This is a genomic window from Staphylococcus sp. HMSC077D08, assembly GCF_001837945.1.
Taxonomy (GTDB): Bacteria; Bacillota; Bacilli; order Staphylococcales; family Staphylococcaceae; genus Staphylococcus; species Staphylococcus epidermidis.
This window is the reverse complement of sequence record NZ_KV834790.1, coordinates 1-2,863: the sequence shown is the minus strand read 5'-3', so window position 1 is coordinate 2,863 and position 2,863 is coordinate 1. Positions and strand designations below refer to the sequence as shown.

The following is a 2,863-nucleotide window of genomic DNA, read 5'->3' as shown; positions in this document are numbered from 1 at the left end:
AATTTTGGTGTTTTAAAAGAAAAATGCCTCTGTACGAACTAAAAATCATAACTACTTTTTGAATGATTTTATGCCAATTTTTAATTTGCATGTAGATGGCCAGTGTCTAAAAAATTCGACACTGGTTTTGCTAAAATTTTGTGATGTGAAATTAAAATATATTTATTTTACTCTCATTAAACCTAATATATTTTTAATTAATTTAAGTGTCATATACTTAGGGAAAAGGGTATATGATATTTTATATATTATTAAAATAAAGGAGATTAAATTATGAAAAAATTATTGGTTTGGTAGCAAGTATTGTTATTTTAATTACGTTATCTGCTTGTGGAAATAAAAAAACTAAAACATTTGTTGGAAAAAAAGATAATGTGAAAGTGGAGGTAACTTATACATATAAAGGGGACAGAATAATTAAACAAAAATCTGTAAATACTTTGAAATATAGTGATTTTGGTATTTCTGATGATGCATCTAAAAAATTGGTTAAGGAATCAATAGAGAGACAAAGTGAAAAAATACAAGACGTTAAAGGTGTAAAGGAATCTATTAAAGAGAATGATGAAGGATTCGTAGAAACTATAGATGTAGATTTTGAAAAGGCTGATATTGATACTTTAAAATCTAAAGGTATTGTTAATATTGCTGGTAATACAGGGACAAGCATTAGTATGAAGAAAACTGAGAAGAAAATGAAAGAAAATGGTTTTAAAGAAAAAGAAGACTAATTTTGACTTAATATATTTTATACACTTGGAATAACGTTAGCAAAATTTTTTATTTTTAACTCCTTTGTAATTATAGTGGTCAACAAAAATGATTGCTCAAGTTTTTTTGAAATGCATTTATATTTATTTGGCTCTCATTTGTGTTTTAAGGGCTAATTTAAAATTTTAGGTAATAAATTATATAAATAACTCTAATTTTTCAAAATCCCCCCTTAAAATTAAAAATAAAGAGCTACCACTTAAAATTTTGGTAGCTCTTACTCACTTTTTGGATGATATAAGTGAAAGATAATAACAGTAAATCAAGAAAAGATATTTTAATTATAACAGAGCATTTATGCCGAGAAAATTCATAAGTACAGAAATTAATATTTCTTAGTCTTTGCAATAAATTAAAAAAACATAGTGTCAAAGAAGTTACTATTCCTTTTGAAGAATTACGTCATTTAAGTAATTACTATTCATCGTTCTCAAAAAATTTTTTTAAATTTAGGACATGTTTATGGTAAATTGCTAAGTCTAACTTACATAGAACGAAGTGGTTTATCATTTAAAAAATTTGTACTATTTACTGGTTATGAAGTTGATGTATATACACAAAAACTTATCGTTAGTATTAATCCCAAATCTAAATATGTTTTAAATGAGATAATAGCAAATTTCACTAAATTTGAATTAAAAGAAATAACACATCTTAAATCTACATATTGTTTACTTTAAAATACAAATTTTTGATTTTAAAGAACTTTTAGATATCCCGAACAGTTATCGCATGACACATATTAACCAAAAAGTTTTAACGCCTATCATTAACGAATTAAGCTTTATTTTCAAAAATTTAAATATTAATAAAATCAAATCTAAAAAAGGACGTAAAATTGAATGGTTAGAGTTTACCTTTGACGCTGAGAAACGCATTCACAATAAACGACAACCCCAAAAGACTAAAAGTAGGTAAACAACGGCAATATATTAGTCGTGAGAAAACTCCTAACTGATTAGAAAATCCTACTTATAAAAATAAAGAACATGAAACTGATGATCCTCAATTTGAGAAAGAACGCGAGTTTTTTTTAAAACAACTTAAAATGGATTGGGAAGAATAGAGCAAAATAACGAAAAGTAACGAAAAACAACCATATACAACGAGATTGTTTTACAAAAAGCATAAGAAAGGATATACTGAAATTGACAAAAGAAAAGACACAAGTGCTGGTAACACTTGTGCCTTAGTAAGCCCGTTAAAAAGACGGTGACTTTCGATAAAAAATTTTTAAATAGACTATCTACTTGTCAAAGTGGAGATGGTCTATTTTTTTTGGTCGTTTCTAATTAATACTAAACTAATGATTGTCAAAACAATCATTAGCATTTCATAATCAGACAATGCTAGTCCTTTCTAGGAGCAAAAACCAAAACCATAGGCATCACCCCATTTTCATGAGATTAGCCACCATCAATCCAACTTGCTTACATTGATTATTATATAGATGTAAGTAAGTTTTTTAAAGTTGTGTTTAAATATATAACTTTTCAAGTATATACAGGCATACAGTATGCACGCATATTGTATGCAACACTTAGACATTGATGACTGAATAAAGATACAAAAATTCTCTTAATGAAAATGCATGAAAACGTGTGGTTAAGGGAATGTATAAAACCTGAATAAACGATAATCACAAGACAAAGGCTTAAACGCTGTGAAATCAACGTTTAAGCCTTTTTGATGAGTTAACATAATTACTGATTATCAGAAGTTCTCACTATATAAAAGGCACTAAAAGTTATAAACTTTTAGTGCCTAATTAATTATTTTAGCTACCAAACAAACGTCTCCAAAACCCCTTTTTAGATGTTTCTTCTTTCCTATCCTCAGGCCCATTCTCTATTTCTTCAGATGGTTTATCATCTTTCGCTAATACGTCTTCGTTTTCACTGTCATCCTTTTTCTCTTCAGTTATATCCTTATGATTTACTTCTGCTTCTATTGGTTGGCTTTTCTTTTGTTGTTGGTTGATATTTTGAGGTTCTTCAGTAAAAGTTGCTTCTTGCGGATTAATGCTTTGTCTATCATTAGTCGCTGTATCAAAAGAGTAATTAAGCTGTCTTTCTTCTTCTAATTGATTTTC

General features: G+C 27.6%; 1 protein-coding gene and 2 pseudogenes. 2 read left to right on the top strand and 1 reads right to left on the bottom strand.

Features of this window, described 5'->3' with window-relative positions; translation table 11 throughout:
- Positions 1-290: 290 nt before the first annotated feature.
- Positions 291-731 (top strand): DUF1307 domain-containing protein, encoded by a 441-nt coding sequence (locus HMPREF2663_RS07745; RefSeq protein WP_235318315.1) that lies wholly within the window; start codon positions 291-293, stop codon positions 729-731.
- A gap of 337 nt (positions 732-1,068) precedes the next feature.
- Positions 1,069-1,837: pseudogene (locus HMPREF2663_RS12335) on the top strand (replication initiation protein).
- Positions 1,838-2,548: 711 nt separating this feature from the next.
- On the opposite strand, the pseudogene HMPREF2663_RS07740 reads toward HMPREF2663_RS12335, so the two are convergent.
- Positions 2,549-2,863, bottom strand: a pseudogene (locus tag HMPREF2663_RS07740) (DUF536 domain-containing protein); the annotation flags it as partial.